Raw genomic sequence first — 24,430 nt, forward strand, 5'->3', positions numbered from 1 at the left:
AGGCTCGGGAGCTGCACGCGGACGCCTCGCGGTCACCTGCGAACCTAGCCGGAAGAGCCCGATCACGAGGTGGGCGGTCGCCGGGTGCCCTCGGTGCCGGCCTCCGGCCTGTCCGGTCAGACCGGCTCGTCACCGAGGTGCGCGAGGACGCGGGTGAGGGCCGCGGCCACCACCTCGGCCTCGGCGTCGTCGATGACGTCGGCGAAGTGCTCGCGGATCCCGGCCAGGTGCGTCGGGGCGGTGCGCTTGATGGTGGCGTACCCCGTCTCCGTCATCTGGGCGAAGGTCCCGCGTCGATCGTCCGTGCAGGGGAAGCGGTCGACGTAGCCCGCCTGCTCCATGCGGTCGATCAGGCGCGTGAGCCCGGACTTCGACAGCACGACGCGTGCAGCGAGCTCCTGCATCCGCAGGCGGTGGTCGGGCGCTGCGGAGAGCTGGACGAGCACGTCGTACCAGGTCAGCGGCAGCTCCTCGCGATCCCGCAGCTCGCGGGCGAGCCGGTCGGTGATCCGCGCGTGAGCCGTCAGGAACGCCCGCCAGGCAGCCATCTGCTTGGGCGGCACGAGCGGCTCGTCGGCCGGACGGGAGAGGGAGTCATCGAGCATCCGGGCACGGTAGCGGCGCCCACCGGAGGTCGTGCGGGGTCGCCCACCTCACCCCGCGGGCGTGGTGACGGCTGGTTGGCAGGTGGGACACCAGTGCACCGTCCGGGCGTGCTGGCCGAGGTGGCCACCGGCGATGGGCGCGCCGCAGCGGCGACAGGGCTGACCGACGCGGCCGTAGACCCACAACCGGCCCGGTGGTCCGCCGGCGACGGTCGTGCGCGTCGCGGTGGCTGCGAGGTTGGCACGCAGCAGCTGTCCGGCGGTGGTCAGCAGCGCTCGCCGGGTCGGGTCCGGCACCGCTCCGACGGGGGTCGCCGGGTGCAGGCCGTGCAGGAACAGCACGTCGCAGCGGTAGACGTTGCCCACGCCGCAGGCGATGCGCTGGTCGAGCAGGGCCTCGCCGATGCTGCGCTCCGGGGGGCACAGCGCCGCGAGGCGTCGCAGGGCCTCGTCGATGTCGGCCGCGGGGTCGCACAGGTCCGGCCCGAGCGCCCGCAGGGCGGGGTGCCGGGCCTCGGCACGGGCGTCGAGCACCTCCACCACCGGGCTCGCGAAGCACACCGCCACCGCTCCGGGGACGGTCAGCACGGCCCGCGCCGCCCGGGGTGACTTCCGCCAGCGCGCCCCCGGGGCGTACAGGTGCCAGGAGCCGGTCATGAGCTGGTGGGTGTGCAGGACCAGGCCGTCGGAGGTCCGGATCAACAGGTGCTTGCCCCGCGCCTCGATGCCGGTGACCGTGGCGCCGACCGCCGGCCACGGCTCGGGCAGGCGGGGCAGGTCGACGCCGGTCAGCGGCTGGCCGACGAGCACCGACCGCAGGCGGGCGGCGGTGCGGTGGATGGTGTCACCCTCGGGCATGCCGCGGAGCCTACGGGGGGGCGGACACGCCAGGTCTCCTCGGGACGCGCAGGCCCCGCTGCGAAACGCCGGAGGGGACCGCCGGAGCGGCCCCCCCAGGGTGGTGCTGGTGCTGCGTCGGGCGTCGCGGACGACGCCCGGGGATCACAGGTCGTACGGGCGCAGCGTGCCGCGGTTGTTCGACTTGGCGCGCTCGGCCGCTTCCTTGAGCATCGCGGCGATCTTGTCGTTCACCGCGTCGCCGAGCGACGAGTCCATCCGCAGGTCGAGGCCCTTGACGGCCTCCTTGAGCTTGCTGTTCACGACGAGCGAGTCAGCCATCGGTCCGCCTCCAGGGTTGGGGTCTGGGCAGGAAGCGCAACCTACGGGGCCGGAGGGGGTGGTAGCGAGCACCCGACCCTGTTCCGACGGAGGAACCGTGCGGTGTGCGCTCAGGTGTGCGCGGAGCCGGCGGGGGTCGGGCCCCGGTAGGTCAGGCCCCGGTAGCCGGCCGTGAAGCCCTCCAGGGCGAGCCGCGCAGCCCACCCGGTGTCGTGCACGGGCAGCCCGTCGACCTTGACGATCTCGAGCTTGCGCAGGCGCCGACGGTCCACCAGTCCGCGCAGCGCCGGGGCCCACCGGTCGACGTCCGCCGCACGCTCGAAGGTGGTCAGGCTCCGGCCGCTGCGCTCGAGGACGACGGCGGGTTCGCCCTCGAGCAGGACGACCAGGGCGCCCGCCGTCCTCGCGGGGCGGCCGCCGGAGGCCGGCCACGCCAGGGCCGCGCCGTAGGGCTGGGCGGGATCGGTCGCGGCGAGGACGACGGTCTCGGTCGGTGCGTCCGCGCCGATCTCGCCCACCGGTGCCCTGAAGGCCCGGAGCCGGTCGATCGCCCCTGGAGCGGCGAACTGGGCCCCTCCGAGGCCAGCGACGACGTAGCCGCGCCGGATCCGTCCCGCCTCCTCGAGCGCCTTCAGCACCGGGTAGACGGCCGAGTAGCCGCCGCGCACCGCCTCGGTCCGCATGGCCTCTCGGGTCAGGACGCCGTGCCGCGTCAGCAACTGTTCGGCGAGCGCGTGGGCGCGACGTGTCCCGGCGGGCTCCGCGTCGGACGCGGGGTACAACTCACGGGTCAGCGACCACCGTCCGCGGGCGGCAGGGGTCCCGCCGCGACCGAGTCGACCCGCACGCGGGCGGCCGCCCCGGGACGCGGCAGCCCGGGGTCGCGCGTTGCCGACCAGGTCCCGGACCGGTTGGTAGGTGTCGTTGGTGACCTGCCCCTCCCACACCAGGTCCCACAGGGCGTCGAGCGCCGCCTGCGGGTCGCTGCCGTCGGTGGCTGCCTGCAGGTCCGGCCAGAACGACGCCCCGCGGGCGGCGAGGTGACCGAGCAGGACCCTGTGCACGGAGCGGTCGGCCGCCTCGTCGGGCTGCGCACCCTCACCCTGGTCCCCGGCGTCGCCGAGCAGCGGTGCGAGGAGCGGGACCTGGTCGCGGAAGCACAGCACGACGCGCCCGTCGCGCCGTCCGAGTGGTTCGACGCCGAGCCAGACCACCTCGCCCGCCGCGATGAGTTCGTCGAGGTCGCCGGGCCGGTAGCCGTCGATCCTGGCCGGGAGCACGTCGGTCTCCAGGACCGATGCGGGGATCGGCGCCCCCTGGAGCTGGGCGACCACGTCGGTGAGGGCGTCGAGGCCGCGGCGCTGACCGACGCCCGCCGCGCCGCGCACCCCGTGCCAGGCCGGCAGGAAGCGTCCGAGCGCCGCCGGCTCGACCGGTTCGACCTCGCGGCGGAGGGCCGCCAGCGACCGGCGCTTGGCCCGCCGGAGCACCTCGGTGTCGATCCACTCGCGGCCGGCCCCGCCCGGTCGGAACTCGCCGGGCAGCACCCGGCCCTGGCGTTCGAGGTGGCGCAGCGTGGCCTCGACCCGCTCGACGGGCACGTGGAGCCGCCCGGCGCACGCGTGGACGGTGAACGGCCCGTGGGTCCGCGCGTAACGGCCGACGAGGTCGGCGAGCGGATCGTCGACGGGCTCGGTGAAGGCCTGGGGCAGGCCCGGGGGGAGGGCGACCCCGATGGCGTCGCGCAGCCGGGCGGCGTCCTCGGCGGCGGCGATGCGGACCTCGCCACCGACGCGGACCTCGATCGCACGCCGTTCGGCCAGCAGCTGTGTGACCCACTCGGTCGGTGGGGCCGTGGTGCGGGCGGTGAGCTCCTCGGCGGTGAGGTCGCCGACGGCCCGCAGCACGTCGTGCAGCTCGTCGACGTCGCGCGCCCGGCGGTCGCTGGCGGCGTGGCGTGCCGCCGCCTCGTCCGCGGTCTCGCCGCCACCGCGGGGGTCGGCCCCCTCGGGTGGTGGGGCCAACCGCTGGAGCTCGCGTTCCATCGCGTCGAGTACGTCGCCGTCGAGCAGGTCGCGCAGCTCGTCGCCGCCGAGCAGCTCGCGCAGCAGGTCGGCGTCGAGGGCCAGTGCGGCGGCGCGCCGCTCGGCGAGCGGCGCGTCGTACTCGTACATGTACTGGCCGACCCAGCCGAACAGCAGCGACTGGGCGAAGGGGGACGCGGACGGGGTGTCCACGGTGACCACGCGCACGCGCCGGGAGCGCAGGTCGCCGAGCAGGTCCTCGAGCGCCGGCAGGTCGAAGACGTCCTGGAGGATCTCGCGGGTGGCCTCGAGGAGCATCGGGAACGTCGGGTAGCGCGAGGCGACCCCGAGCAGGTCGGCGGCGCGTTGCCGCTGCTGCCACAGCGCCGTGCGCTTGCCCGGTCGACGCTTGGGCAGCAGCAGCGCCCGGCCGGCGGCCTCGCGGAAGGTGGTGGTGAATAGGGCCGTGCCGGCGAGCTGGTCCACCACGAGCTGCTCGACCTCGTCGGGATCGAGCAGGAGCTGGTCGACGATGGCGGGTGCGCCGGCCGCCACGACGTCGCCGTCGGTCCCGGCGACCGGTGGCTCGTAGACGTCCCACGCCTCCTGCACCCGCAGGACGATGCCGTCGTCGGCCCACATCACCTCGGGGTCGAGGCCCGCGTCGGTCAGCCGGCGTTCGAGGGCCATGGCCCAGGGCGCGTGGACCTGGGCCCCGAACGGCGACAGGATGCAGATGCGCCAGTCGCCGAGCTCGTCGCGGAACCGTTCGACCACCACCGTGCGGTCGTCGGGCAGCACACCGGTCGCCTCGAGCTGCTCCTCGAGGTAGGCGACGAGGTTGTCGGCCGCCCAGTCGTCGAGGTCGTGCCGGTCGCGCAGGCGCGCCACCTCGGTCGGGCGGTCGTCCTCGGCCGCCCGACGGACCTCGCGCAGGAACGTGCCGATCGCGGCACCGAGCTCGTAGGGACGCCCCGGGCCGTCGCCGTGCCAGAACGGCAGCTTGCCCGGCTGCCCGGGCGCCGGGGTGACCACCACACGGTCGTAGGTGATGTCCTCGATGCGCCACGTGGACGCACCGAGCACGAACGTCTCACCTGGCCGCGACTCGTGGACCATCTCCTCGTCGAGTTCGCCGACCCGGGCGCCGTCGGGCAGGAACACCCCGAACAGCCCCCGGTCGGGGATCGTGCCCGGGTTGGTGACCGCGAGGCGCTGCGCGCCGGCCCGGCCGCGGATCGTGCCCGCCACCCGGTCCCAGACGATGCGGGCACGCAGCTCGCTGAACTCCTCGGAGGGGTAGCGGCCGTCGAGCAGGTCGAGGACGGCGTGGAAGACCTCCTCGGACAGCTCGGCGAAGGGGGCTGCACGGCGCACCAGGGCCAGGAGCGCATCGACCTCCCACTCGTCGACCGCGACCGCCGCGACCACGTGCTGGGCGAGGACGTCCAGGGGGTTGCGGGGGAAGCGGGTCGACTCGATCAGTCCGTCGCGCATGCGGCGGACGACCACGGCGGTCTCGACCAGGTCGCCGCGGTACTTGGGGAACAGCACGCCCCGGGACGGTGCGCCGACCTGGTGGCCGGCGCGGCCGATGCGCTGCAGCCCCCGCGACACCGCGCCGGGCGAGGACACCTGGACCACGAGGTCGACGGCGCCCATGTCGATGCCGAGCTCGAGCGACGACGTCGCGACGAGGCCGCGGAGCTGGCCGGACTTGAGCTGGTCCTCGATCAGGAGCCGCCGCTCGCGCGACAGCGAGCCGTGGTGGGCCATGACCAGCTCGGGACCGTCGGGCTGCGTGGGCGCGCCCATGCCGCTGCCGGCAGCGGCCTCCGCGAGGGCGGCCTCGAGGTCCGCGCCCCCGAGCCCCTGGTCCCGCAGGTCCGCCTCCAACAGGCGTTCGGCGTGCAGTTCGTTCAGCTTGGCGGCCAGGCGTTCGGCGAGCCGCCGGGCGTTGACGAAGATCAACGTGGAGCGGTGCTCGAGCACCAGGTCCAGCAACCGGGGGTGCATCGCCGGCCAGATGCTGCGACGAGCCGGGCCGGCGGCAGCCGGGCCGGACAGCGTGGCCTCGAGCATCCCCCCGTCCCCGGTGCGGGGTACCTCGGTGCCGAGCTCGGCCAGGTCCTCGACGGGGACCACCACCTCGAGGTCCAGGGTCTTGCGGCTGCCCGCGTCCACGATCGTCACCGGGCGGGGCTTCGGGGTGCCCTCGGCGTCGACGGTGTAGCCGCCGAGGAACCTGGCGAGCTCGTCCAGCGGGCGCTGGGTGGCCGACAGCGCCACCCGCTGCGGCGCCGGTCGCGGCGCCTGCCCCTCCTCGAGCCCGCCGCGGGTCACCTCCTCCTCGAGGCGTTCGAGGGTGAGCGCGAGGTGGCTGCCACGCTTGGTGGCCGCGACGGCGTGGATCTCGTCGACGATGACCGTCTCGACGTGGCGGAGCGTCTCGCGCGCCTGGGAGGTCAGCAGCAGGTACAGCGACTCGGGCGTGGTGATCAGCACGTCGGGTGGGGTGCGCTTCATCCGCTCGCGGTCCCGTGCCGGGGTGTCGCCGGTGCGGACGCCGACCTCCGGCCGGTGGACGGGGGCCCCCGCACGTTCGGCGGCCAGCCGGATGCCCTCGAGCGGCGCCCTCAGGTTGCGGTCGACGTCGACCGCGAGCGCGCGCAGCGGCGACAGGTACACCACCCGCAGCCGCTCCAGCTTCGCCGGGACCGGTTCGGAGATCAGCCGGTCGATGGCCGCCAGGAACGCGGTCAGGGTCTTGCCGGAACCCGTCGGTGCCAGCAGGAGGGTGTGGCGGCCGTCCGCGATGGCCGGCCAGCCCTGCACCTGGGCGTCCGTCGGCGTGGCGAAGGTGGTCCGGAACCACTCCCGGACCGGTGGGCTGAAGCGCTCGAGCACCGGGTGCGGTGCCTCGGCGGCGGCATCATCGACCATCCGCTGGACGCTACCGGGCGCCCGTGACAGCCGGCCGTCCGGCGGTCGGCGATCCGGCACCCTCGCCGGTCCCGAACGCTCGTCGTCCGACCGCGACCCGGAGCGCTGGTGCGTACCGCCCTCGTCCTGTTCACCCGCGATCTGCGCGTGCACGACCACCCTGCCCTCGTGGCCGCCTGCAGGAACGCCGCCCGGGTCGTGCCGTTGTTCGTCCTCGACGACGAGGTGCTCGGCGGCCGGTACGCCGCGCCCAACCGGGTCGCAGCGCTGCTCGAGGCGCTCGAGGACCTGCGCACCTCCCTCCGCGCGCGGGGAGGCGATCTGGTGATCCGGTGGGGCGACCCGATCGAGGAGGTCCGCAGCCTCGTCACGGAGACCGATGCCAGCGAGGTGCACCTCAGCGCGGACGTGTCGGGCTACGCCCACCGCCGCCAGGCCGCGCTGGAGCAGCTCGGCGAGGACCTGAGCGTCGAGGTCACGGCCCACCCGGGCGTGGTGCTCGTCGAGCCCGGCGAGGTCTCGCCGACCGCCGGTGACCACTTCCGCGTCTTCGCCCCGTACTGGCGCCGCTGGATCGACCACCCCCACCGCGACCCGCTGCCGGCACCGGAGCGGGTGCCGACGCCGTCCTCGGTCCACAGCGGCACGATCCCGGCCCGTCGCGAACTGGTCGACGGCGACGAGGCGCCGGACCGGCTGCGCACGGGTGAGACCGCGGCCCGCGACCGGCTCGACTGGTGGTTCGACGGTGCCATCGGCGAGTACGACCGCGCGCACCACGACCTCGCCTCCGACGCGACCTCGAAGCTGTCACATCACCTGCACTTCGGCTGCCTGTCGGTGGCCGAGGTCGTCAGCCGCATCGACCGTCGACGACCGGGGCACGACGCATTCCTCCGGCAGCTGTGCTGGCGGGAGTTCAACCACCAGTTGCTGGCCGCCAACCCCGATCTGCCCCGTCAGGATCTGCGGAGCCAGGGCGACGACTGGCGGCAGGACGACGACACGCTCGTCGCGTGGCGGGAGGGTCGGACCGGCTACCCCGTGGTCGATGCCGGGATGCGCCAGCTGCGCCAGGAGGGCTGGATGCACAACCGGGCCCGCATGCTGACCGCCTCCTTCCTGACCAAGCACTTGCGCGTCGACTGGCGGGTCGGGGCGTGGCACTTCATGGATCACCTCGTCGACGGCGACCTCGCCAACAACTTCGCGCAGTGGCAGTGGGTCGCCGGTACGGGGACCGACTCGCGCCCGAACCGGATGTTCAACCCCGTGACCCAGGGCCGGCGGTACGACCCCTCCGGGGCGTACGTGCGTCGTTACGTCCCCGAGTTGGCGAACGTCGACGACGTGATCGTGCACGCGCCTTGGGAAGCGGCGGACCAGCTGTTCGGCGAGGTGGACTACCCGCCGCCCACCGTGGACCACGCCGAGGCCCGGGAGCGATTCCTGGCTGCACGCGGTCGCTGACGCCGGTCCGCGGGCCGGGGTCCGCACGGCCGTCGGCGGTACGCTCCGCGCCCGGACGAGAGGGTGGCGGTGCAGGCGACGGGCGAACGCGTGGCGCCGACCCGGGAGCTGCGGGTCGTGCTCGCCGACGACGACGCCGACTTCCTGCTCATCCTGCGTGCCCGCCTCAACCTCCTGCCCGGCATCGAGGTCGTGGCGACGGCGATCGACGGTGCCGAGGCCATCGCCGCGGTGGAGCGCACCCGTCCGGACGTGGTGGTCGTCGACCTGCTGATGCCGGTCGTCGACGGGTACGCGGCGCTCGAGCAGCTGCGCACGCGAGCGCCGGGCACCGCCGCGGTCGCCTACAGCGGGGTCGCGACCGGGTCGGCGCGCGAGCGGGTCGGTGCGTTGGGCGCCGAGCTCGTGCTCAAGACGCGGGACACGACGGTGCTGGCGGACGCGATCCGTCGCTGCGCGGCCACCGGCCCCCCGTCCGCCGGCACGTGAGCGGCGACCGCGGCGTGCGCCGCGTGACGAAGCCCGACCTGGCCGAGCTGACCGGCGAGCTGCCACGTTTCGTCCGTGACGTGCTCGGGCGGCCCACACCGGTCGACGAGGATGGCCGGGCGCCACTGAGCGACGAGGACGCCGCGACGGTGCGCGCGCTGGTGGATCTCGGGCTCGACGAGGACGACGCCCGCGCGGCCGTCGACGAGGGCCGGGTCGCGCTGGTGCTCGCCCAACGGGTCGTGGGCGGTCGGCCGCGCTACACCATCGAGGAGGTGTCAGACCGATCCGGCGTCCCGGTGGAGCTGCTGCGCCGCATCCGGGTCGCGACCGGCCTGCCCGTCCCCGATCGCTTCGGCCGCGCCGATCTGCAGTGGGCGCGCCTCCTCGCACGGCTGCTCGAGGTCCTGCCGGCCGAGGCCGTCGCGTCCAGCGCCCGGGCCCGGGGGACCGCCCTCGCGATGGTCGCGCGCTCCGATCTCGGCATCGTCCGCGACGAACTGCTGCTGCCGATGCGGCAGGCCGGGGCCGACGAGCTGACCGTGGCCGTGACGCTGGCCGAGACCGCCAAGGAACTCGACGCGATCGCCCGCGAGGTGCTGCAGATCACCTACGGCCTGCACCTCGAGCACCAGCTCAGCTCTGAGCTGTCCGCCACCCTCACCCGGGCCGACGTGCCCGAGATCACCCTCGCCGTCGGGTTCGTGGACGTCGTGGGCTGGACGTCGCTGTCGTCGCGCATCGATCCCCAGGGCCTCGACGAGGTCCTCGACGCGTTCGAGGACCGCATCATCGAGGTCACCGCGCCACGCACCGAGGTGTCGGTGGTCAAGTTCCTCGGCGACGCGGCGATGCTGGTCGCCGCCGACCCGCTGACCCTGGCCGAGGCCATGATCGAGCTGACCACCGCGGTCCCGGCCCTCGAGGACGTGCCGCTCCGAGGTGGGCTGGCCTGCGGGCCCACCCTGGTCCGAGAGGGCGACGTGTTCGGTTCGCCCGTCAACCTCGCAGCCCGCCTGACCGACCTGGCCCGGCCGTGGCGCCTGCTGGCCGACGAGGACCTGACCGACGTGCTCGAGGGTGGCGGCCACCGAACGCGGCGCCTGCGTCCGGTCCGGATCCGTGGCATCGGGACGCGGCGGCCCGTCGCGGTGTCCGCGGCCGATCTCCCCGGCTGAGCGGCTGCCGGTCGACCCTCGCGGCGTCGCTAGGCTCGGGGGACGGCTTGGGAGGCGGGACCGTGGAGGACACGACAGCAGACCAGCCGAGCGCCTCGAGCGGCCATGGCGAACGGCTGTCGTCGATCGACGCCGCGTTCCTGGAGATGGAACGGCCGTCGATCCACATGCACGTCGGCGGGCTGCTGGTCTTCGACGCACCACCACGGTTGCCCGACGACGCCGCGGGCTCGCGGTTCGCCCGGTTCCTCGCGCTGGTGCGATCGCGGCTGCACCTCGTGCCGCGCTACCGCCAGAAGCTGCTCCACCCGCCGCTCGGCCTCGGGACCCCAGTCTGGGTCGACGACCCCGACTTCGACCTGAGCTACCACGTCCGCCACGCGGCCCTGCCGAAGCCGGGCACCACCGCTCAGCTGACCGAGTACAGCGCCCGGATCCTGTCGCGTCCCCTCGATCGTGACCGACCGCTGTGGGAGACCTACGTCATCGAGGGGCTCGAGGACGGCCGGTTCGCCATCCTCAGCAAGTCCCACCACGCGATGATCGACGGACTCGCGGGCATGGACATCGCGACGGTCATGCTGGACGCGACCCCCGATGCCTCGGACGACCTGCCCGACCCGGCCCCCTGGGCGCCACAGCCGACGCCGAGCCCGACCGACGTCGCCGTGGAGACCGTCCGCGACCTCGCTTCCTCGCCCCGCGAGGCCTACCAGGCCACGCGGCGCCTGTTGCAGGCACCGGCGAGGTCCGCCGCCCGGGCGACGAAGGTCGGGCGGGGTGTGGTGTCGGTCGCCCGGGCCAACCTCGGGCACCGGGCGCCGCGGTCGCTGCTCAACCAGCCGCCCGGTCCGCACCGCCGGCTCGCGATCCAACGCATCGCGCTGGCCGACGTGAAGGCGATCAAGGACGCGTTCGGGACGACCGTCAACGACGTCGTGCTGGCCACGGTGGCGGATGCGACGGGCCGGTACCTGCGGTCACGCGGTGCCCGGACCGACAAGCTGTGGCTGCGGGTCATGGTGCCGGTCTCGACCCGTGACGCGAGCGGGGCGCACGCCCTCGGCAACCGGGTGGTGTCGGTGTTCGTCGACCTGCCCATGTTCGAGATGGATCCGGTCGAGCGGCTGCGGGTCTCCCACGACGCGATGGCCGAGGTCAAGTCGTCCCACCACGCCGTCGGGGCCGGGTTCCTCATCGGGCTCGGCCAGTTCGCACCCCCAACGATCCACGCGATGGCGTCGCGCGCCGCGTCACGCAGCCGGTTGTTCAACTTCCTGGTGACCAACGTGCCGGGACCGCAGGAGCCCATCTACTGCCTCGGGGCGCGGCTGCTCGGCTTCTTCCCCTTCACGCCCCTGTCGGACACGCAGAGCTACGCGGTCGGCCTCACGTCGATCGACGGGTGGCTGAACTTCGGCCTCATCGCGGACTACGCCGCCCTGCCGGACCTCGAGCGCGTGACCGGCTTCCTGGTCGATGCCGTCGCCGAGCTCGGCCGTTCAGCCGACGCGGTGGACGTCCGCGGTGAGCTCGTGCGCGAGAGCCGGCGGGCCGCACGTGCGGCCGACGACGGCCCCGCCGGTGAGGGTGCCGCCGACGGCTGACGCGCCGCGGTCAGGCGACGGCGGCGAGCTGTGCCGGGGTGGCGCGTCGCAGCTCCTCGAGGCTGGTCAGCAGCCCGAGGCCGCGCGCACGAGCGTCCTCCAGAGGGCCCGCGAGGGACGCGTCGGCGACCTGGTCACGTGCGGCGTCGAGGGCCTCGGCGAAGCCGAAGCGGTCGTCGCCGCCGAGTCGGTCGGCGAGCAGCTGGTTGTAGCCATCGACGTCCCCGGCCTCGAGGCGGGCGACGGCCTCGTCCGCGAGGTCGCCCAGCCCGTCGACGAGCAGCCGGTGGGCGTCGGCGAGCGGTGCGCTCGCCTCGTGCTCGCCGGCCTCGTCGACCGCACCGGCGTACGCCGCGATCCGGTCCCGTTCGGCGCGCCACGCCGCGGCCAGGGCGTCAGGATCGCTGCCGCCCTGGAGCTCGTCGGTGGAGTCGGCGTACCGGACCGCGGCCTCGTCGAGGTCTCGGACGGCGGCGAGCCAGCCACGCGCGTGCTCGGCGGCAGCGCGGAACGTGTCGGCGACGTCGGCAGCTTGCGCGTCGAGGCCGTCGAGCTGGTCGAAGACGGGCCCGACGATCGCGGCCGACAGGAGGTCGGAGCGCTCCGGCGCCGGCGTGTCGGCCGCGTCGTCGAGGCGGTCGGCAGCGGCGGTGAGCTGGTCGACCAACCGATCGCCGACCGACGGGTCGGGTGCCTCGCCGGCGATGAGGACCAGCTGGTGACGGAGCAGGCCGGTCGCCGCCGTCTGGCCCTCGCGGGCGGGGTCGGCGATGGATTCGCGCACCGTCTGGACGTCGCGAGCGAGCTCCGCGCGGGCGGTCCGCTCCTCGGCGGCGGCCGCGTCGGCGCTCGCGCTGCGCAGCTGCTGGACGGCAGCGGCGCCGGTGAGGACGAGCAGTGCCACGAGAGCCGCCACGATGGCGCGGTTCGGGCGTCGGCGCCCGCCGGTGCCGTCGGGGCGTGGCTCGGGTGATTCGGGGGGCCCGGCGGCGACGGGGCTGTCCGGGGCCCGCTCGGGAGCGTGCAGGCGCGTGGAGGTGGACACGGGTGACCTTCGACGGGGGGTGAGGCGGCGTGTGGTCGCCGAGGAGGGCCGGGCGCACGCGAGCCGGTCGGGGGACCGGCCGGGACGGATCGGGCGGAGGGATCAGGGTGCGGTCCGCAGCCTCGGCGAGGGTACGGTCCGCCCGTCCACACCCGGTTCCGGACGCGGTGGCCGTCCGGCCCGGGGTCGGACGGCCCCGGCCGTCCGACGGGTGCCGAGCGACGGAGGTGACGGCGTGATCGCAGGTGACGGTGGGGAGCGGCTCGAGCTGCGCGTGGTCCAGCTCGACCCGGAGCTGCCGCTGCCGAGCTACGCCCACGAGGGGGACGCCGGGCTCGACCTGATCGCCGCCGAGGAGGTCGACCTCGCGCCCGGTGCCCGCGCCGCGGTCCCGACGGGCCTCAGGGTCGCGATCCCGGCGGGGTGGGTCGGCCTCGTGCATCCCCGGTCGGGCCTCGCCCGGCGGCACGGGGTGACCGTCGCAAACGCACCCGGCACCATCGATGCCGGGTACCGCGGCGAGGTGCAGGTGCTGCTGATCAACCTCGGCGACGAGGCGGTGACGCTGCACCGCGGTGACCGGGTCGCCCAGCTGCTCCTGCAGCGGGTGGGACGCGCGACGGTCGTCGCCGCCCCGGACCTCGACGACTCGACGCGGGGCGCTGGCGGTTTCGGATCGTCGGGACGCTGACGCGCTCGCCGCACGCCCTCCGGACGAGTTTGCTGGCGCTCTGACGGACGAGTACCGTCCCCCGCCGCAGCAGCACGCGGATGTAGCTCAGTTGGCTAGAGCGCCACCTTGCCAAGGTGGAGGTCGCGAGTTCGAATCTCGTCATCCGCTCCACGGAACCCCGCCTCGGCGGGGTTCCGTCGTTCCGTGGCCGTGCGGGCGTAACGACCGAGCTCCGTGTATCGCTGCCTCACGGCGCGGCGCGACCACAGATCTGACGCTGGGTGCCGAGCCCGGCGATCCCGAGCTCCATCACGTCGCCTTCGGTGAGGTACTCGGGCGGGTCGGATGCGAGCCCGACACCTGCGGGTGTGCCGGTGTTGATGAGGTCTCCGGGCTCGAGCACCATGAACTGGCTGAGGTAGCGGATCAGGTACGGCACGGAGAACACCATGTGTGCGGTGTTGCTGTCCTGTTTGCGGTGGCCGTTTACGTCCAGCCACATGTCGAGCTTGCCGGGATCGTCCACCTCGTCCGGTGTGACCAGCCACGGACCCAGCGGGTTGAAGGTCTCGCAGGATTTGCCCTTGACCCACTGGCCGCCACGCTCGAGCTGGAAGCTCCGCTCGGAGAGGTCGTTGGAGGTGCAGTAGCCGGCGATCGCCGCTGCGGCGGCCTCGTCGTCGGGCAGGTACCGGGCGGTGGCGCCGATGATGACGCCCAGCTCGATCTCCCAGTCGGCCTTCTCGCCACCGATGGGGAGCAGGACCTCGTCGTTGGGCCCGACCACGGTGTTGGGAGCCTTGAAGAAGACGACGGGTTCGTCGGGCGTCGCGGCCCCGGCCTCCGCCGCGTGATCGGCGAAGTTGAGCCCGATGCAGACGATCTTGCCCGGTCGGGGGATCGGCGCACCCAGCCGGCGTCCAGCGAGGTCGAGCTCAGGCAGCTCTCCGGCGTCCAGAGCGTCCTGGAGCCGGCCCGGACCTCCGGTTGCGAAGAACGCCGGGCCGTAGTCGTCCGGTGCGATCGTGCTGGCGTCGTACGCCCGCCCGTCGGGCGCCAGTACCGCCGGACGCTCGTTCTCACGGGGGCCTACACGGAGCAGCTTCATCGGGATCCTTCCACGGAGGGGGCGGTCGGTGAGGCAGGCCGATCGGTGAGCGGCCACACGTCGGCGAGGTGTCGGTAGGGCAGCCGTCGCAGATCGGCATCGGTGATGCCGCGTGTGCCGGCGTCGACGAAACCGGTCGTGTGAGGGGCCCAGCCGGCGCGCAACGCGGCGGCACCCTTCAGCAGCACGAGCGCGTACGACGCGGGCTCCATGCCGACGCTGCGGAACATCTCCGGGTCGTTCGGCTGGACGGGCTGGGTCTGCAGCAGCAGGTCGAGGTTGTGGAGCGAGACCACGGCGGTCCGTCCCATGTCGACGCGGGCACCACGGGCCATCGGCCCGGTGTTGACGAACGTGCACTCGCCGACCCACCGCACCGTCGCCTCGCCGGTGATGGGCGGGCCACTGAGCCCGTCGGCCTTGCCGCCGAGCTCGGCCTCGAACCGCCCGCCGATCCCGACGGTTCCCGCCGCGGTGACGGCGGTGGGGTCCGTGAGGGTGGCGGCGACGCGCATGGATGGCTGCGTCAGCGCCTCGTGCAGGAGCCAGGTCGTGTCACCTGGGCTGCCACCGTTGATGTTGTCGCCGGTATCGGCGACGGCGACCGGGCCACCGTCCTGCTCGGCCACCACGGCAGCCCGGCGGAGGGCTTCGGCGGCGCCGGGCAGCTCCACGGTGAACTCGCCGCGGTGATGCCAGGCCTGCTCCGCGAGGACCGCGAGGGCCTGCTCCGCGGACCGCTCGGCGGTCGCGGCCGCGGTCACGGTGAAGGACATGCCGGCGTTCGGGACGTCGGCGTAGGCGTAGCCTGCGGAGACGGTGACCTCGACCAGGCGGTGACGTCGTTCGAGCGCCCGTGCCGTCGCCAGGAGCCGCAGCAGCGGGAGCTCCGCGGTCCGTTGCGCGATGGGGGCGGCCAGCACGGGCAGCGCGTGGTGCCGCACGATCGTCGACAGGCCGCCGGTGACGATCCGGGCGAGGTGGGCGGCCGCCCGGTAACCGGACTCGTAGGTGTCCACGTGGGGGTTGGTGCGGTAGCCGACGAGTACGTCCACGAGGTCGGTGGATCTGGCCGTGAGGTTGGCGTGCAGGTCGGTCACGACGGCGATCGGTCGGTCGCCGACCGCCTCGCGGACCGACCGCAGCAGCCGCGTCTCCGGGTCCGCATCACCCTCGACGACCATCGCGCCGTGCAGTTCGAGCAGGACCCCATCGAACCCGCCCTGCGCGTGCAAGGTCGAGCACAGCTCGGCGACGATCCGTTCGAAGGTGTCGGCGGTGACGAGCCCGGCCGGCGTGGCGTAGGCGCCGAAGGTGGGGACCAGATCGAGATCGTGCTCGGTGGCGCCGTCGATCATGCCGCCCACGACGGTCTGGGTGGCGCCGTAGGCGTCGAGGAGCGCCGCCCCGTGGAGCCACCCACGGCGGCCGAAGGCGGCGACGTCGGTGGTCGACCGAGCGAACGTGTTGGTCTCGTGGAAGCAGGCCGCCACCGCGATGCGTGGGCGCCGACGGGTCGTCGTCACATCCGGTCCGTGCCCCATCAGAAGTACGTCCGCGCAGCGGACACGACGTGGAGGTCGTCGTCGGTGACAGGGATCGTTCGCCACTTGTCGAACGTGGTGCACGGGTGCGAGATGCCGAGGACGACCAGATCGCCGACCCGCAGCGGCTCATCGCCCGTCGCCCGGAAGGAGACGTAGCCGTGCTGGTCGTTGAGTCGGTCGACGACCGGATCGTGCTGGCCGAGGACCCCGGCCGGCACGTACTCGCCGTCGCGGTAGCGAGCCTCGACGACCGGCATCTGCCCGTCGGCGGAGACGTCGCGCTTCCCCGCATCGATGATGGCCAACCCGGGTTCCGGGGTCGCGATGACGCGCGCCCACACGTGCAGCGCAGGCCGGAACTCCTGTGCGCCGTGACCGCGGAGAGGGGAGGAGCGTCGGTACACCACGTGATCGTGGGTGATGTAGCACCCGGGTCGGATGACCACCTCCACGTCACGCTCGTAGGAGGTTCGATCACCGGCGAGCACCTCGACCACCTGATCGAAGAACGCGCTGCCACCAGCGGTGAGCAGGACCGGACCGTCCGACCGGAAGGCGTCGGCCCGCAGCAGTTCCTCGGCCACGTGTCTGGTGGTCGACAGCAGATCCTGCACGGATCGCAGGACGCTCGGCGTCCGCTCGGCGCCGAAGACCCCCTCGAAGCACCCGACCCCCGCCAGCTGCAGGTCTCGCGACCGTGCGACGGCACGTCCCACGTCCACCGCGGTGGACGGGTCGCGCGCGCCCGCCCGGTGTCCGGTGGCCCCGACCTCGACCACCACGGGCAGTGGCCGGGTCAGGCGTCCACGCAGGCCCTCGACCATGGCCTCGACGGCACCGACCGAATCGACGAACGCGTGGACCTCGAGCTCCACGCGCTCCTCGAGCTGATCGGCGAGCATCCGCAGGCCGACCGGATCGATGCACTCGTTGGCGATCAGGATGCGTCGTACGCCGAACTCGATCATCACCTGGGCCTGCCACGCCGTGGCCACCGTGACCCCCCACGCACCGTGCTCGAGCTGGAGGCTCACCAGCTCCGGTGACATCGTCGTCTTCCCGTGCGGCGCGATCTGCACGTCGTGCTGCGTGCAGTACTCCCGCATCCGCCTCGCGTTGTGCTCCAGTGCGCTCCGCGTGAGGGCGGCGATCGGGGTCATGAAGTGCTCGCCGATGCGCCAGCCCTGTTCGCCGATACGCGAGGCGGCGATGCCCGCGGCCGAGGGCGGGAAGCTCTTGTCGGTCCAGTCGATGGTCCAGTCGCCCGTGTCCGCCATGTCAGTAGTGCACCCATCCGCCGTCGACGTTGATGACCTGTCCGGTGATGAACGAGCTCTCGGGACTGGCGAGGAAGACGAACGTGCCGGCGACGTCCTCGGCGTAACCCCGACGGTCGAGCGCCTGGCGCGATGTGACTCGCTCGAGGATCTCCGTCGCATCGGGGGCGTGTGCGACCTCGTACTCCGTCCGGATGGCGCCGGGCATGACGGCGTTGACCCGTACGCCGTCAGGGCCGAGCTCGCGGGCGAGCGCTCTGGTCAGGCCAACGAGCGCCGCCTTGCTCGTGATGTAGGACAGGGCCCCCGGGCTCCCACCGGTCTCGACCATCACGCTGGTGACGTTGATGACCGACGCGTTCTCGCTGTGACACAGATCCGGGTAGGCAGCCCGGGCGAGGAGCCAGGCACCCCTCGTGTTGACGTGCTGGACGTGATCCCACTCCTCCACGGTCGTCGCTCGCCAGTCCGACCGGGGAGACGCGGCGGCGTTGTTCACGACGATGTCGATCGGACCCAACTGATCGCGGATCTCGACCACCGAGCGGTCGATCGCCGCCGGGTCCGCGAGGTCCGATGCGACCGCGATCGCTCGGGCTCCTCCTCCGGTGAGCTCGGCGACGATCCTGGTCGCCTGAGCGACGGGTTCGGGTCGGGGTTCGCACGCCACCGCCACGGACGCACCCTCGGCCGCGTAGGCGCGCGCCACGGCGGCGCCGATCCCCCGGGAGGCCCCCGTGACGATCGCCACCTGGTCGGCGAGCCGCGGCCGGCTCACGCGCACACCCCGGGCGAGACCGTGCGCGTCGGCACCCCAGGCACGGTCGCGCGGGCCCGGTACAGGCGCCCGGCGGTTGGTTCGGCGAGGGAGCGTGCGCGGTCGTAGCCCTCGCGTGCGGTGGTGATCAGCACGTCGCGACCGTCCGGCCCACCCAGGGCGATGCTCGTGCACTGGGGTGGCTCCACGGTGATGACCTGCGTGACGTCGCCGCGCGCGTCGTAGCGTCGGGCCTCACCGCGTCCGTAGACGGCGACCCAGACACCAGCGTCGACGTCCGTCGCGATGCCGTCAGGGAGGCCGTCGTCGCGGTCGAGCGTCACGAACGCCTCCGTGGCGACGACCTCACCGGACGCCACGTCGACCTGATGGGCCCACACGGTCCGCTCGAGGGTGTCGACGTGAAACAGCGTCGTGCCCGCAGCGTCCCAGGCCAAGCCGTTGCTGAGCGTGAAGCCACCGGCCGCCCGTGTCACGGTGCCGTCGTGGTCGACGCGGAGCAGCGCCCCGCCGTACCGGGCTCGCCCCGGTGCGATCGAACCGATCCAGAGCCGACCTACCGCGTCGGCGGTGCCGTCGTTCACCCGCCACGCTCCGCAGGAGCCGAGGTCGCACCAGCTTCCGGCGATCTGCCACCCCTGGTCGCCGCCGCGCCCGAGCACGAGGAGGGTCTGCTCGCGCGCGATGACGACGCGTCCGGGCACCCCCGGGTGCACGAGGGAGGTCCGTCGACCGCTGCGGTGAGCGAGGACGGCTGGGCTCCCCGGTTCTCGCGCCCACACGTCACCGGTCGCGGCGTCGACCCACCACCACGAGTCGCCGTCCCACCGTGGGCTCTCGCCGAGGTGCGTGCGCGGCCCGTCGGCCCCCGCGGTCACCTGGGCTGCCACGATCGGCGCGGGTCGTCGTGGTTGGGCCGTCCCTACGTCACCTCGCACGCAGGACCTCCCCGGGCCGGGCCGGGGTCTGCACGCCCGCTTCGACGACGATCGTCCCGTTGACCACGACGAGGTCGATCCCGACCGGTGCCTGGCACGGCTCGAGGAAGCTGGCCGTGTCCGCCACCGTCGCTGGATCGAACACGACCACGTCAGCGGCCGTGCCGGGTCGCAGGACGCCCCGGTCGGTCAGGCCGAGCCGGTCGGCGACCGCCCCGGTCATCTTGCGCACCGCCGTGGTCAGGTCGAGATCGCCGAGTTCGCGGGTGTAGCGGCCGAGGAGCCGCGTGTGGGCGCCGAACCCCCGGGGGTGCGGCCGGGCGCCACCGGGCTCGAGCGGGACCGCGGAGCCGTCGGAACCCAGCAACGTGAGGTCCGACCGCAGGAAGGTCCGCACGTCCTCCTCGCTGCGGTAGAACAGCACGACCTGGACGAGGTTGCCGCCCTCGCGGCACAGCTCGAGTACGTAGCGGGCCGGCGACAGGCCAGCGGCAGCCGATGCCTCTTCGATGGTCCGACCCTCCGCCGCCGGGCCCCCTGCCACGGGGACACCGCGCGAGATGACCACGCGGTCCCACAGCCACGGGATCCGCCCGTCCGGGCCCCAGCCGGAGGCGAGCTCGTCCTCGGCGCGACGGCGCACCGCGGGTTCGCTGAGCCGGGAGCGCATCGCGCCCACGCCGCCTTCCTGGACCCACGCCGGCACGTACTGCGTCAGGGCCGACGCTGATGCGGCGTAGGGGTAGACGTCGCAGCCGACGTCGGCACCTGTCCGGCGAGCCTCCTCGAACCGCGCGAGGACCGTGGCCGCGCTGCCCCACACCGCCGGCTCGTTCAGGGCGACGTGCGAGTACTGGATCCTGGCCCCGGTCGCGCGGCCGAGCCGGCTCGCTTCGTCGATGCCGACCTCGACGTCCGCCCGGGAGTGGGTCGCGTACACGGCCCCGTGTGCAGCGAGGACCGAGCACAGCGCCACCAGCTCGTCCCACGCTGCGTACCGGGACGGGACGTACGTCAGACCGGTGGACATACCGAACGCGCCCTGTTCGAGCAGGTCGGCGAGCCGCCGACGCATCGCGGCGATCCCGTCCTCACGGACCTCCTCCGCCATCCCGAGCTCCGCGATGCGCAGCTGACCGTGCCCCACCAGCGGGGCGACGTTGATGGCCACGCCGCTCGCGGTGACCGCATCGGCGTACCCGTCCAGGTCCGTCCATGTCGGCGTGACGGGATCGTGACCGAGACCGGCGAGCAGGTCCAGATGGTCCTCGAGGTGGTCGGCCACCAGCGGGAAGGGCGAGAAGCCGCAGTTGCCGGTCACCTCCGTGGTCACGCCCTGGTGCACCTTGCTCTGGGCACGTCCGTCCAGCAGGACGCTCACGTCGGAGTGGGTGTGGATGTCGATGAAGCCGGGAGCGACCGCGAGCCCCTGCGCGTCGATCACCCGGGCGGCCTCGGGGTCACCCGGGTGGCTCGTGACCGCGACGATCCGGCCGCCGTCGATGAGGACGTCGGCGGGGAACGGCGCCCGTCCCGTCCCGTCGTGGACCGTCCCGCCACGGATACGCAGGTCGACCGTCACGTCGGCACCCTCCCTCGTTCCGCGATCGTCTCGCGAGCCAGGTCGAGCGCTGCCTGGAAGAGGACCCCTCCGGCTTCCGGCTGGTACGGACCGGAGAACAGCTTGGAGCTCCGGTAGGCCATCTCGATCTCGTACCCGCCAGCGGCGTGGTCCCCGACCCGCAGCGGGATGTAGCCGGGAACACCTCCGGTGTAGCCCATGACCAGCAGGTCCGGCACGTCCAGGGAACGACGCAACTCGAGGGCGAACTCCACGAAGGGCTCGCCGGGGAGCATCACCAGGCCGACGTCGCCCCACCAGTGGACCGAGATGGGCACCTCGAGGCCGCCGGGGGAGGGGCGGTCACGCCAGTACCGTGCCCACTCGATCCACGTGGTGAGCAGCCCCCGCTGGGGACCGGACGTCGCCGCCACCTCGAGCTCCCAGTCACGGATCCACTCGCGCAGGGTCGCGGGGTCCGGGAGCGGACGGATGGGCAACCAGACGCCGCGGGATGCGGCGTGGACCTCGCTGACGGGGACCTCGCGTGCCGACCGCAGGGCACGAGCCACCGCGTCGCCGACCTGTGCGCCGATCGCGTCAGCGGCCGCGAAGGTGCGCTTCGGGTCGGGCTCACCGGTGAAGCTGGCGGTCGCCAGGTGGCCCGTGTTGATCTGCCCGCAACAGCCCTGGACGAACATCACCTCACCGTCGACCGTGGCCCGGACGTGTCGCCGCGCCGCTCCGGGCCAGTCGGCCGTGATGGATCGGTTGTCCGGCCCGAGCGTCACCGGGTGGCAGGCGTGCGAGAAGAGCGTCGCGATCGGCTCGTCGGCCTCGTCGGTCCACTGGATCGCGAACACCAGCGGATCGATCACGCCGGTGCCGCGACGGTTGTGCGCCACCGAGTCCAGGTGCGCGGTCCCGGACCGTAGCCGTGCCGGTCGCCGCGCTCGCCACGCCAGCCGGGCTGCCTCCTCGGCGCTGGCGAACAGCGATCGGACGTACCCTTCGTCGCGTGGCCGCCCGAACCCGTGGGCCTTCACCTTCGGGCCACCGTGGGTGTGGCTGACGGTCACCGCCACGGCACCGGCCGGGATGCCGAGGTCGTCCGCGATCCTCCCGCCGATCTCGGCAGCGTCCGCGGGGTCGAGACTGATCAGGTCACAGGAGACGACGACCGACGTGTCGTCGCCGGCGGACACCGCGACCGCGGTGGCGAACAGCGGATCGTGGACGTCGACGGCGGGTTCGACCCGTACCGCGAAGCCCGCCATGAGCGATCCGACCGGAGGGGTGATGTCGACGCTCGCAGCGCCGACCAGCGTCAGCTTCGATGGCCCGCTCACAGCCACCGCACCCGGGACCGGAACCGCGCGAGGAAGGTGGCGTGCTGATCGTCGCCACCGGGCGCGTTGCCGCTGCGCCAGATCGGCGGTGTCACGCCGCGGCGCACCAGGGCGGCCGTCGCCGCGGCGGTGATGCTGTTGAGCACGAACGCGTTGGTGAACGTGGAGATCGCCGCCACGTTCTCGTCCACCCCGGCCAGGCGGAGGACGGCGTCTCCCACCGGCACCTTGGTGTCCACGTGCACGTCGACGAGGTCGTGCAGGTCGCGCTTGGAGGGGTGCCTGGCGGGGTGGTCCGGCGCCGTCGACTCGGCGTGCTCTCGCGACGAGACCCCGATGACGGTCGCCCCCGTATCCTTCGCGTAGAGCGCCGCGTCGATGAGGGCTGCGTTGATGCCGTAGGCGTTGACCAGGATCAGGAGGTCGCCGCGGCCGATCGCGTTGTCGCGCATGACCACCGTGGCGTACCCGGGGGTGCGTTCCATCGCCATCGAGCGCAGCGCACCGTCGGAGAGCAAGGTGCCCCCGTCGAGGATGGCGCTGATGTGGACCAGGCCTCCCGCGCGGAAGAACACCTCCTGCGCCGCCAGGTTGGAGTGGCCGCCGGGCCCGTAGACGTACACGAGTTCGTCCCGGGCGATGTGATCGGCGATCAGCTCAGCGGCCTGGTGTACGGCCGGGGCCTGCTCCTGGCGGATGGTGTCCAGCAGGTCGGTCACCTTCCCCAGGTACTCGGCCATCAGCGCCGTGGTCGTCGGGTCGTGGCTCGTCGCCTCGGAGGCTGCCGCGTTCAGTCGCATCACCCGGCACCTCCCGCCACCTCGGCGGGCGCACTGGCGTGCGACACGGACACGCGGATCGAGGTCTCACCCGCGTCCAGGTCGGCCGTGATCTCCACCATGCGGCGACCGTGCCGCTGCACCACCGCGTGCTCCAGCTCGGTGCCATCAGCCGTGCGCGCAGAGGCGGCCGATCCGGTGCCGGTGCCCGGCAGCGCGAGCAGGATGGCCGCACCCGGCATCGGACGGGGCGAGCGTGCGATGACGTCGACGGTGTCGGGGGTGGCGGCCCGGACCGAGAACGACACCTCGCGGCGCTGCCGCTCCCAGGCGTTCAGTTGCGCGGCCGTCCACCACGGCATGCCCTGCTCGCGGGCGACCGCCACCAGATCCCGGCAGGCGTCCTGCACGTAGGTGCGGCGGTGGAGGTGGACCGGGTGGAAGAGGAAGTGAGCGACACCGTGGTGGACGAGCGTCTGCTCCAAGATGACGTCCCGCACCGATTCGTGCGCCGCCCACGCGAGGTCCTGGGCGTGCAGCGGCAGCACCAGCACGTCCAGGACGTGGCCGGCCTCCGCGTCGCTCGCCAACGGGAAGGACAGGTGCGTCGTTCCGAACGGGAAGCCCACGTTGCCCTGCTTGCTCGGGCCCCTCGACTCGTCGATCTGGATGCCCAGCTCCTGGCACCACCTGTAGAACTCGTCCCAGCCCTCCCACCTCGTGTAGTGGTTCTTGTTCGAGACGATCTGCTCGTCGCCGGTCATGGCCTGGGCCCACGCGTACTGGGCGCGTAGCTGCGCGAACCCCCAGGTGGCGATGTCGGCGTCACCGACCGCGTTGTAGTGCAGGGCGTGCTCGTGCCCGTGCTCGGCGATCGCCCGGACCACCTCCGGGGTGTAGCCGCCGGGGTACACGTGGCACCACGTGGTTCGGACATCGGCGTCGTCGAACAGACGCAGCGTGGTCTGCGCCTCCTCCGTCACGTTCCGATCGGAATCCACCGACAGGTGCGCGACGGCCGGCACGCCGGCGGGCCAGTAGTGCAGCCACGGGAGGATGACGTCCGCACGTGCGGCGGCCTCGAACAGCACCTGCAGGAGGATCTGGCGCCACAGATCCGCGTGCGGCCGGTGGAAGACCGGTACCGGTTCGAGTCCGTCCCTTGCCTCCGTCCGCACCTGCCACGGTCCTGGCGGCAACGACCGGTCCGATCCGTACGAGAGCACGATGCCGTCGTCACACTTGAGGACACCGTCGTCCACGGCAGCGGTCCCGTCGGGCGCCGGCACCCCGTCCTCGTGGACCGGGTCACCCTGCTGGATGCGCACGATGCTCTGCCACACATCGACCCCCGAGATGACCACGAAGCCCTGGCCGTGTCGACGCGCGATGATCGCCGGTGAGCCGTCGTGCTCCCACCTGGCCAGGACCACCTCGGGCTCAGGGCCCGGCTCGCCGGGTGCCAGGCTCACGCCGCCCAGCGCGTGCAGCGGGACCTCCGGCTGGTCGATCCAGCCGTTCGCCTCGGTCACCGTGACGTGTCCGGCTGGGACCTCGCCGTCGCCGGTCACACCGAACAGGGCGGCGAGCGGTCCGATGCCGACGCACAGGGCGATGCCTCCGTCGGCGACCCACCGCCGCACGGCCATCGACTCGTACTCGTCGAGGTGGTCCGACGAGGGGAAGACGGCGAGCCGAAGCTGGTCCAGGGCGGCGATGGCCGCGGGCGACACCACCTCGTACGGGAGACGGAGGTGGTCGAGCACCTCGGTGCAGTAGGACCACCACGGCGGTGTACTCGCACCAGCTCGTTGGTCGGTTCCACGTCGGCCAGCCACCACGGCGAGCGGCACGGTTCTTCCCCTCACGTCAGGACTCCT

19 protein-coding genes and 1 tRNA gene are annotated in these 24,430 nt (G+C 73.2%); 6 read left to right on the forward strand and 14 right to left on the reverse strand.

Annotated elements, in window-relative coordinates; genetic code table 11:
• Window positions 1–116 precede the first annotated feature (116 nt).
• The 4 genes from NITAL_RS14585 to NITAL_RS14595 all read right to left on the reverse strand — a co-directional run bounded on the left by NITAL_RS14585 (window position 117) and on the right by NITAL_RS14595 (window position 6,751).
• Entirely contained in the window at window positions 117–605 is a 489-nt protein-coding gene (locus tag NITAL_RS14585; protein WP_052666981.1) for a MarR family winged helix-turn-helix transcriptional regulator, read from the reverse strand.
• 48 nt (window positions 606–653) lie between these two features.
• Window positions 654–1,463 carry an Fpg/Nei family DNA glycosylase gene (locus NITAL_RS29210; RefSeq protein WP_052666984.1) on the reverse strand — a complete coding sequence of 270 codons (810 nt, stop codon included), beginning with the start codon at window positions 1,461–1,463 and terminating at the stop codon, window positions 654–656.
• Between the two features lie 144 nt (window positions 1,464–1,607).
• Entirely contained in the window at window positions 1,608–1,784 is a 177-nt protein-coding gene (locus NITAL_RS27350; protein WP_157041850.1) for a hypothetical protein, read from the reverse strand.
• A gap of 110 nt (window positions 1,785–1,894) precedes the next feature.
• A complete protein-coding gene (locus tag NITAL_RS14595) occupies window positions 1,895–6,751 on the reverse strand; it encodes an Lhr family ATP-dependent helicase (protein ID WP_052669700.1) in 4,857 nt (1,618 codons plus the stop codon).
• A 108-nt stretch (window positions 6,752–6,859) separates the two neighbouring features.
• Between NITAL_RS14595 and NITAL_RS14600 the strand changes: the two genes are divergently transcribed.
• The 4 genes from NITAL_RS14600 (at window position 6,860) to NITAL_RS14615 (ending at window position 11,495) form a co-directional block, all read left to right on the forward strand.
• A complete protein-coding gene (locus NITAL_RS14600) occupies window positions 6,860–8,221 on the forward strand; it encodes a cryptochrome/photolyase family protein (protein ID WP_052666987.1) in 1,362 nt (453 codons plus the stop codon).
• 63 nt (window positions 8,222–8,284) lie between these two features.
• Entirely contained in the window at window positions 8,285–8,710 is a 426-nt protein-coding gene (locus NITAL_RS14605) for a response regulator (protein WP_083441597.1), read from the forward strand.
• A gap of 23 nt (window positions 8,711–8,733) precedes the next feature.
• Entirely contained in the window at window positions 8,734–9,888 is a 1,155-nt protein-coding gene (locus NITAL_RS28085) for an adenylate/guanylate cyclase domain-containing protein (protein WP_169786847.1), read from the forward strand.
• Between the two features lie 62 nt (window positions 9,889–9,950).
• A complete protein-coding gene (locus NITAL_RS14615; protein ID WP_052666990.1) occupies window positions 9,951–11,495 on the forward strand; it encodes a WS/DGAT/MGAT family O-acyltransferase in 1,545 nt (514 codons plus the stop codon).
• Between the two features lie 10 nt (window positions 11,496–11,505).
• On the opposite strand, the gene NITAL_RS14620 is transcribed toward NITAL_RS14615, so the two are convergent.
• Window positions 11,506–12,540 carry a hypothetical protein gene (locus tag NITAL_RS14620; RefSeq protein ID WP_052666991.1) on the reverse strand — a complete coding sequence of 345 codons (1,035 nt, stop codon included), beginning with the start codon at window positions 12,538–12,540 and terminating at the stop codon, window positions 11,506–11,508.
• Window positions 12,541–12,775: 235 nt separating this feature from the next.
• Here NITAL_RS14620 and dut point away from each other — a divergent pair, with 235 nt between their 5' ends.
• Together dut and NITAL_RS14630 are read left to right on the forward strand one after the other, a co-directional pair.
• Window positions 12,776–13,231 carry a dUTP diphosphatase gene (gene dut, locus NITAL_RS28965; protein WP_052669701.1) on the forward strand — a complete coding sequence of 152 codons (456 nt, stop codon included), beginning with the start codon at window positions 12,776–12,778 and terminating at the stop codon, window positions 13,229–13,231.
• A gap of 76 nt (window positions 13,232–13,307) precedes the next feature.
• Window positions 13,308–13,384: transfer RNA gene (locus NITAL_RS14630), tRNA-Gly, on the forward strand.
• Window positions 13,385–13,460: 76 nt separating this feature from the next.
• Here the strand turns inward: NITAL_RS14630 and NITAL_RS14635 are convergent.
• Genes NITAL_RS14635 through NITAL_RS14675 form a run of 9 tightly spaced genes read right to left on the reverse strand, consistent with a single transcriptional unit; the run spans window position 13,461 to window position 24,418 of the window.
• Window positions 13,461–14,321 (reverse strand): fumarylacetoacetate hydrolase family protein, encoded by an 861-nt coding sequence (locus tag NITAL_RS14635; RefSeq protein ID WP_052666992.1) that lies wholly within the window; start codon window positions 14,319–14,321, stop codon window positions 13,461–13,463.
• Entirely contained in the window at window positions 14,318–15,847 is a 1,530-nt protein-coding gene (locus tag NITAL_RS14640) for a M81 family metallopeptidase (RefSeq protein WP_052666993.1), read from the reverse strand. Before NITAL_RS14640 ends, NITAL_RS14635 begins: the two co-directional genes overlap by 4 nt.
• A 17-nt stretch (window positions 15,848–15,864) precedes the next feature.
• On the reverse strand, window positions 15,865–17,145 hold the full coding sequence (locus NITAL_RS14645; protein ID WP_052666994.1) for an alanine racemase: 1,281 nt from the start codon (window positions 17,143–17,145) through the stop codon (window positions 15,865–15,867).
• Between the two features lies 1 nt (window position 17,146).
• Window positions 17,147–17,923: an SDR family NAD(P)-dependent oxidoreductase gene (locus tag NITAL_RS14650; protein ID WP_052666995.1), complete on the reverse strand. Its 777-nt coding sequence runs from the start codon at window positions 17,921–17,923 to the stop codon at window positions 17,147–17,149.
• The gene (locus tag NITAL_RS14655) at window positions 17,920–18,813 is read right to left on the reverse strand and encodes an SMP-30/gluconolactonase/LRE family protein (protein ID WP_052666996.1); all 894 of its coding nucleotides are present in this window, start codon (window positions 18,811–18,813) and stop codon (window positions 17,920–17,922) included. Before NITAL_RS14655 ends, NITAL_RS14650 begins: the two co-directional genes overlap by 4 nt.
• A 37-nt stretch (window positions 18,814–18,850) precedes the next feature.
• A complete protein-coding gene (locus tag NITAL_RS14660) occupies window positions 18,851–20,443 on the reverse strand; it encodes an N-acyl-D-amino-acid deacylase family protein (RefSeq protein ID WP_052666997.1) in 1,593 nt (530 codons plus the stop codon).
• Window positions 20,440–21,771, reverse strand: coding sequence for a hypothetical protein (locus NITAL_RS28090; RefSeq protein WP_052666998.1), 1,332 nt, complete (start codon window positions 21,769–21,771; stop codon window positions 20,440–20,442). The genes NITAL_RS14660 and NITAL_RS28090 overlap by 4 nt, the downstream gene beginning before the upstream one ends.
• Window positions 21,768–22,571, reverse strand: coding sequence for a sugar isomerase domain-containing protein (locus NITAL_RS14670; protein ID WP_052666999.1), 804 nt, complete (start codon window positions 22,569–22,571; stop codon window positions 21,768–21,770). The genes NITAL_RS28090 and NITAL_RS14670 overlap by 4 nt, the downstream gene beginning before the upstream one ends.
• Window positions 22,571–24,418: a polysaccharide deacetylase family protein gene (locus tag NITAL_RS14675; RefSeq protein ID WP_157041853.1), complete on the reverse strand. Its 1,848-nt coding sequence runs from the start codon at window positions 24,416–24,418 to the stop codon at window positions 22,571–22,573. The genes NITAL_RS14670 and NITAL_RS14675 overlap by 1 nt, the downstream gene beginning before the upstream one ends.
• Window positions 24,419–24,430 lie beyond the last annotated feature (12 nt).

Source organism: Nitriliruptor alkaliphilus DSM 45188, assembly GCF_000969705.1.
In the GTDB taxonomy this organism is placed as follows: domain Bacteria; phylum Actinomycetota; class Nitriliruptoria; order Nitriliruptorales; family Nitriliruptoraceae; genus Nitriliruptor; species Nitriliruptor alkaliphilus.